This window comes from Streptomyces sp. YS-3, assembly GCF_045257485.1.
Classification (GTDB): Bacteria; Actinomycetota; Actinomycetes; order Streptomycetales; family Streptomycetaceae; genus Streptomyces.
In genome coordinates this window covers 1-5,502 of the sequence record NZ_JBJHPC010000487.1, presented here as the reverse complement: position 1 = coordinate 5,502, position 5,502 = coordinate 1, and the positions used below count along the sequence as shown (strand labels likewise).

Here is a 5,502-nt window from a genome sequence, read left to right as displayed (position 1 = left end):
GTGGGCGACCGCTCCCCCAGCGTCCGCGCCCATGCCCGCATTCCCCTCCTCCTCGACGCCCTCGCCCAGCGCGACCAGCTGGTCCTGGACGCGTACTGGATCCCGACCCAGGACGCGGAATCCGCTGGCGTCCTCAGCGGATTCGACGCCGTCTGGCTGGTGCCCGGCAGCCCGTACCGCAGCGAATCCGGCGCCCTCGCGGCGGTCCGCACCGCACGTGAGCGGCAGATCCCCTTCCTGGGCACCTGCGGCGGCTTCCAGCACGCGGTCCTGGAGTTCGCGCGCAACGTGTGCGGACTCACCGGCGTCAACCACGCCGAGAACCGGCCCGAAGCCGAGAACCCGCTGATCGTCCCGCTGGCCTGCTCCCTGGTCGGCCACGAAGGAGCGGTCAAGGCAGAGACGGGATCGCTGGCCGAGCGGGTCCTCGGGGCAGAGCGAACCGTTGAGCGCTACCACTGCTCGTACGGCACCAGCCCGGCCTATCTCGAGGTGCTGCGTGCGCACGGCCTGCGCTTCAGCGGCACCGACGAGGCGGGCGACGTACGCATCGCCGAACTGCCGGGACACCCCTTCTTCCTCGCCACCTTGTTCCAGCCCGAACTCGCGGGCGACGGCACCCGGGCCCATCCCATCATCCAGGCACTGGCCCGCACCGCGGTCGAGCATGCAGCCAAGAGCTCGGCGCGGGCAGTCGGCTGAACTCGCAATCAGGCGCTCACTATGCGCGCACGACGGAGCACTCGGTTCAGGTATTGAACTCGGCTGTCGGCGTACGCCTGAACGTGCACCGGTAGGTACAGCTCGCCGTGCACCGCCGCAGTCCGTTTGCGTCGCTGCTGATAGCTAGTCATGGCGATCGCTGGGCGACGGCTGGATTGCGCGGGCCGTTGCTTGATCGGTGGATGTTCAACGTCGAGGATGCGGAAGACGAGTTCGGCTGGGGAGGCGTAGTGCGGCTGGGAACGGTGGCGGTGACGGGCGCGGCGGGGAACATCGGGTCCGTCGTACGCAAGGCACTTCGGGACGAAGCGACGCGCGTGATTCTTCTTGACCGGGTGCCGCTGCAGCCGGAGGCCGACAACGAGGACGTGCACACCATCGATCTGCGCGACCCGGCCGCTGTGGAATCGGCACTCGCAGGTGCTGATCAGGTGCTCCATCTGGGCGGTGTACCAGACGAAGCCCCTCTCGCGGATCTTCTCGACGCCAACGTGCTCGGCACCCACCACGTCCTGGAGGCGGCACGGCGAGTAGGCATCGAGCGGGTGGTGCTGGCCAGCAGCAACCGTGTGACCGGCTTCTACCCCGTCGGGCACCTCACGAGGCCGCAGGAGCCTCCACGGCCCGATGGCCTGTACGGGGTGAGCAAGGCGGCCATCGAGGCCCTCGGGCAACTCTACGCTGACAAGTTCGGCTTGTCCGTCCTCTGCCTGCGCATCGGCAGCTTCGAACCCCTGCCGACCGAGCCTCGGCATCTGGCGACGTGGCTCAGCCCGCGCGACGCCGTCGGCTACATTCGAGCTGCGCTGACCGCTCCACCGTCCACCCGCTTCACCACCGTGTACGCCGTATCCGCCAACACACGCCGTTTCTGGGAAGTCCCAGATCCGGCGGCACTCGACTACACACCCGTCGACAACGCGGAACCCCACGCCCTCGACATTCCCGGAGCCGACCTGCCGGCCGACCCGGCGGCACCTCAGGCCGGCCCTTATGCCCTGCCTGAGTTCACCCTCCCGCACCTCCGGTTCTGATCACACGGCCTCGCATGAGCGACACCCTCGACGCAGCCGGACCCCAGTGACCGGTCGGGCCCGACTATCGGTCGACACCAGTGCTGTGGCGTACAGCGCGTGGCGCATGTTCGTCTGTACCAGGCTGCGCATTTTCATTCGCCATGCGTCAGATGACCGCCCCGCAGGCCGATGACCTCTATGAACTCATCTCCGAGTCAGGGCCGGTCCGTAATCATCACCAGCAACCGGGCGCCCAGCGACTGGCATCCGCTCTTCCCCAACCCTGCCGTCGCCGAGTCCCTCCTCGATCGGCTGATCGATGCCAGTCACCAAGTGATCACGGACCCCAGCGACAAAGCCCTGACACCGCCCTGATCAATTGCGCGCAGGAGCGCGGGACGCCACTCAACCAATGCGGTGGTGCCGACATGCCCGGCCTGAACGGCCTGCTGAAGTCAGTTCCCGTGATTGGTGGCGGCTCGTCAGGCCGCAAGTGAAGACCTCGCTAGTGATGCAGTCCGCGACATCCCTGCCATCCGCGACATCAGTCTCGCCGCCTTCCTCACCGCTCTGGCTTCCGCAGACAGCCTTGTCCGGGCGCAGCCCGACGAGGCGGGGCAACCGCGCCCTCAGAGGACAGGTACTCGCCGACCGTACGGCGGTTGAGTCCGGTCTCCTTGGCGATCTCCGACAGGCTCATAGCCCCGGACTCGAACAGCCCCCGGAAGCGTCGAAGCTCCATCCATCGTTGCGGGTCCAAGACCGCCGTCAGCCACCCTCCCCCACTGTCCTGTCCCAGATAACTGTTGGCCTGGTGTGGCCCTGACCTGCTGTGCTTACGGTTGAGTGGAACGAACGCGCCCTCCGTCCCGCTCAACCGTAGGCAGCCGCCTCTATGGCGTGCACGGAAGTCCACTGATCGACTCGGAGGTCTCATGTCCCTGCAGATGGAACTGGTCGCGATAACACTCGATTGCCCTGATCCGCTGGCTCTGGCGGCGTTCTATCAGCAGGCCACCGGCTTTGAACCGCACCCGAAGTCGGACGCCGAGTTTGCCGGTCTCAACCGTGAGGACGGACTTTTCATCGGCTTCCAGCGGGTCGAGGACTACCGGGCTCCGAGTTGGCCTGACCAGATCGTTCCCCAGCAGCTTCACATCTGCTTCAAGGTCGCGGAGAGCCTGGACGAGGCCGAGGCCCTGCTGCTGGAGTTGGGTGCGGGCAAGCCGGATTACCAGCCCCATGGGGACAAAGCGCGGGTCCTCACCGATCCCGCTGGGCATCCCTTCTGCACCGTCACGCGCTGACTCCCGTCTTCACGAGGGCTTCGACCTGTCTGGCTGGGGCCTCGATGCTTGTGCAGAGCCATGTGCGGCTGGTCTCGATCGCCACCCAAATCGGGTTCTCCTGGGTGTCTCCGTACTCGGTGAGCAGTTCCAGCAGGATTTTGTAGTCGGCTGCGTCGTCGGTGATGTGCCACTTGGCCACGAGCGTGCCGACGTCGTCGACCAAGGCTGGCGCCGCCGTTTAATGATCTTGCTCATCAATCGGTAGGTTCACTAACAGTTGCATCCCTCGCCAGTAGGCGACACAGGGTCGGGTGGCGATGGTGTCGGGGTGGCCATCGCCCAGTACCCGCGCCCGGTCAGCAAGAAGCTCGGCGAAGGCATCCGCTGCCCCGGCAGCATCCCCCACCTCACCCTGGCACCAGGCGAGATTGTGCCGGGTGGTGAGGGTGGAGGGGTGGTCATCACCCAGTACCCGCGCCCGGTCAGCAAGAAGCTCGGCGAAGGCATCTGCTGCTCCGGAAGCATCCCCCGCCCTTCCCAGCCAGTAGGCGATATTGCCACGGGTGGTGAGAGTGTCGGGGTGGTCTGGGCCAAACACCCGCACTATGTGCTCCACCGCCTCAGTGTAGGCGGCCGCCGCTCCGGCCGCATCCCCCGTCCTCCCCAGCCAGCGGGCGACACAGCGCCGGGTGGCGATGGTGTCGGGATGGTGATCGCCCAGTACCCGCACCCGGTCCGTGAGGAGTTCGGCGAAGGCATCCGCTGCTCCGGAAGCATCCCCCGCCTCACCGCGAAAGCAAGCAACATTGCCACGGGTGCTGAGGGTAATGACGTGTTCATTGCCCAGCACTCGCTCCATGTGCTCCAGCAGCTCGGCGGAGGCGGCCGTTGCACGGGCAGCATCCCCCGCCTTCCATCGCCAGCGCACGAGTTCGCCCCGGACAGCGAAGGCATAGGGGTGCTCATCCCCCAGCACCCGCACCTGGTCGGCGAGGAGCTTGGCGAAGGCATCCGCTGCTCCGGAAGCATCCCCCGCCTCACCTCGAAAGCGGGCGACATTGCTACGGGTGCTGAGGGTAATGACGTGCTCGTTGCCGAGCACTCGCTCCATGTGCTCCAGCAGCTCGGCGCAGGCGTTTGCGGCTCCGGCTGCATCTCCCGTCTCTCCCCGCCAGTGCGCGACTTCGCCCCGGACAGCGAGGGTATGGGGATGGTCCGGCCCCAGACGGCCCTGGGCGACACCAGCGATGCGCTGGAAATGCTCAACGGCGGCGGCTACTTGGCCGGTCGTGCCCAGGCTGGCGCCGACGCGGACAACCACCGCATGGACACCGTCGAACTCGTACAGGACGTCTTCAGCGTGGCCAGTGAGAGCGGCGGCGTTGGCACGCAGAGTTTGGGCGAGGTCGGTGTCGCGTTCGATCTCAGGCCAGGCCGCGACCAAAGCATCGGCGGCGGTGCGCGAAGCCTGATCGTTCTGCTGGGGAGTGTGGGTGTCGCGGGTGGCACGTTGGATGAGTTGGTGGATGCGGACGGTCTGATGGGGGGTGTCCGGTTGATGGTCGATGAGACTGAGCCGGTCCAGTGCCCGCAGGGTGCGTACCGCCTCCGAGGGGGAGACGGGTGCCCGTTCCGAGTCAGGGCCCTCTGCGGTGCGGTGTGCGGCGAGGTGAGCGCGGGCGGTCTCGCCGGTCAGGACGGCCTGTGGGATGCCGTTGACGTCGAGCATGGCGGCCAGGTGGAGCATGGGCCGGGCCAGGCCGGCGGGGCGCAGCGTGTCGGCGCGGTCGATGGAAAGGGACCAGGCGGCGGCGAGGGCCGTGGCCTGCTCGTCGGGCAGGGATTCGGGTGCGAGGTCGGTAAGTGTAGTCGCGCGGTCAGCCAGCAGGTTGCGGTAGGTAACTGGGGTCTCGCCGGAGTCGATGAGATAGGCGGCGGCCTGGGCCAGGGCCAGGGGCAGGTGCCCGAGGCCGTCGGCCAGGGCGGTGAGCTGGTCGGCGGGCTCGGTGCGGCCTTGGGCGTCCAGGGCCGCACTGAGGTAGGTGGCCGACTCGGCAGGGGTGAACAGACCGACCTCGATCCGTCGGCGGCCTTCTCCGAACAGGGCTGAGTCGCGGCGGCGGGTGGTGAGCAGTACCCGGCCGTGCGGGCTGGCGGGCGGCCACAGACTGTAGCGTTTACCGGGGTCGTCCGGGTGGACGATGAGGTCGCTGGGATCGGTGACGTCGTCCAGGATGATCAGCCACCGACACGGCCTTTGCCCGGGCTTGGGGACGAGCCAGGCCAGGAACTGTTTCGCGGCGAGTTCGGGATCGTCGGGGTCGGCCCGGCACAGTTCGACGCCGGCCTGCGCGTATCCGCTCACCACAGGCGACTGGGCACTCGCGGTGACCCAGACCAGGACGTCCAGGCGATCCTCGTCCCATGCGGTGCGGGCGTAGTCGGCGGCGAGCTGGGTCTTGCCCACCCCGCCC

Annotated in this window: 6 protein-coding genes and 1 pseudogene; 4 read left to right on the top strand and 3 right to left on the bottom strand. The window is 67.6% G+C overall.

The features are described 5' to 3' along the window. The 3 genes from ACJA3G_RS28855 to ACJA3G_RS28845 all read left to right on the top strand — a co-directional run. On the top strand, positions 1–702 hold a 702-nt coding region (locus ACJA3G_RS28855; RefSeq protein ID WP_406555975.1), incomplete at its 5' end, for a glutamine amidotransferase-related protein. Positions 703–905: 203 nt separating this feature from the next. Continuing rightward, the gene (locus ACJA3G_RS28850) at positions 906–1,757 is read left to right on the top strand and encodes an NAD-dependent epimerase/dehydratase family protein (RefSeq protein WP_406555974.1); all 852 of its coding nucleotides are present in this window, start codon (positions 906–908) and stop codon (positions 1,755–1,757) included. Between the two features lie 171 nt (positions 1,758–1,928). After that, positions 1,929–2,114 carry an ATP-binding protein gene (locus ACJA3G_RS28845; RefSeq protein ID WP_406555973.1) on the top strand — a complete coding sequence of 62 codons (186 nt, stop codon included), beginning with the start codon at positions 1,929–1,931 and terminating at the stop codon, positions 2,112–2,114. Between the two features lie 214 nt (positions 2,115–2,328). On the opposite strand, the pseudogene ACJA3G_RS28840 reads toward ACJA3G_RS28845, so the two are convergent. After that, positions 2,329–2,481 (bottom strand): annotated as a pseudogene (locus tag ACJA3G_RS28840) (IS21 family transposase); the annotation flags it as partial. A gap of 193 nt (positions 2,482–2,674) precedes the next feature. On the opposite strand from ACJA3G_RS28840, the gene ACJA3G_RS28835 reads away from it, so the two are divergent. After that, the gene (locus tag ACJA3G_RS28835; RefSeq protein ID WP_406555972.1) at positions 2,675–3,046 is read left to right on the top strand and encodes a VOC family protein; all 372 of its coding nucleotides are present in this window, start codon (positions 2,675–2,677) and stop codon (positions 3,044–3,046) included. Here ACJA3G_RS28835 and ACJA3G_RS28830 read toward each other — a convergent pair. Further along, positions 3,036–3,251 (bottom strand): hypothetical protein, encoded by a 216-nt coding sequence (locus ACJA3G_RS28830; protein WP_406555971.1) that lies wholly within the window; start codon positions 3,249–3,251, stop codon positions 3,036–3,038. The two genes, ACJA3G_RS28835 and ACJA3G_RS28830, sit on opposite strands and share 11 nt — an antisense overlap. 15 nt (positions 3,252–3,266) lie before the next feature. Then, positions 3,267–5,502 (bottom strand): tetratricopeptide repeat protein (locus ACJA3G_RS28825; RefSeq protein WP_406555970.1); only part of this gene is annotated, 2,236 nt, incomplete at its 5' end.

Bases quoted from the DNA above. Each gene is read 5' to 3' on its own strand.
- ACJA3G_RS28845 (WP_406555973.1), top strand. From the start codon at position 1,929: ATGACCTCTATGAACTCATCTCCGAGTCAGGGCCGGTCCGTAATCATC.
- ACJA3G_RS28835 (WP_406555972.1), top strand. From the start codon at position 2,675: ATGTCCCTGCAGATGGAACTGGTCGCGATAACACTCGATTGCCCTGAT.
- ACJA3G_RS28850 (WP_406555974.1), top strand. From the start codon at position 906: ATGTTCAACGTCGAGGATGCGGAAGACGAGTTCGGCTGGGGAGGCGTA.